Consider the following 713-nt stretch of genomic DNA (forward strand, 5'->3'; position numbering starts at 1 on the left):
GTCTGTTGCTGCACAGGACGGTATATCTGTTCTGTAGTTTGTTGCCGTTTGCACTGGTGGTGGATTTGCACTACATGACGTTGCTGGTGTCAGGTTTTATTTCTTATAGTTTTTTGTCGCTTGATACGCTGGCGGAAGAGCTGGAAATGCCTTTTGGTCTGGCCAATAACCACCTGCCTCTGGATGCCATGTGCACCAACGTAGAGATTAACCTGCGTGAGATGAACAACCAGACGCAACTGCCGGATACCCCGATGCCGGATCCGCGCTTCCGTCTGACGTAGAGGTGATCGTGCGCACAAATTGGCTAATTATTAATCAGTGCAATGGCAAAATTCTTAATGTTCATGAAGCTGTCATAATTTAGAAACAAAAGTGAAATAGGATGTAGGAGCTAAAACAATCCCTTCCGATATCACGAGGTCGTTATGTCAGTTATTCAGGCCAAATCATTGCACGAAGCTGAAGATCTGCTTAATTCCGGTATGGTGAAAAAAGTCGAGCTGGCTTTTAATATTAACAGTGATGAGTTTTTCAAACTTGCGCTGGAATGTGGTGACCGTGGTGCGAAAATTACCAAGGGTAAAAATTTCTTTATCATCACACTTAAAAAATGGGTTATTCCGTCGAATGACCAGACTGCAACAAAAAGCAACGTTCTGATGTAATTGCTTTTTGCATCTCCATAACCCTGTCATAAGACAGCGTTATGG

Annotated in this window: 1 protein-coding gene and 1 pseudogene; both read left to right on the forward strand. The window is 43.3% G+C overall.

The features are described from left to right. Window positions 1-284 (forward strand): annotated as a pseudogene (locus AC1DUO_RS25800) (hypothetical protein); the annotation flags it as partial. A 144-nt stretch (window positions 285-428) separates the two neighbouring features. Next, window positions 429-668, forward strand: a complete 240-nt coding sequence (locus AC1DUO_RS25805; RefSeq protein ID WP_013575792.1) for a hypothetical protein — start codon at window positions 429-431, stop codon at window positions 666-668. The last annotated feature ends 45 nt before the right edge of the window (window positions 669-713 follow it).

The organism is Rahnella sp. P4_A8 (assembly GCF_056402435.1).

Coding starts and splice junctions, on each gene's coding strand:
- AC1DUO_RS25805 (WP_013575792.1), top strand. CDS start 429: ATGTCAGTTATTCAGGCCAAATCATTGCACGAAGCTGAAGATCTGCTT.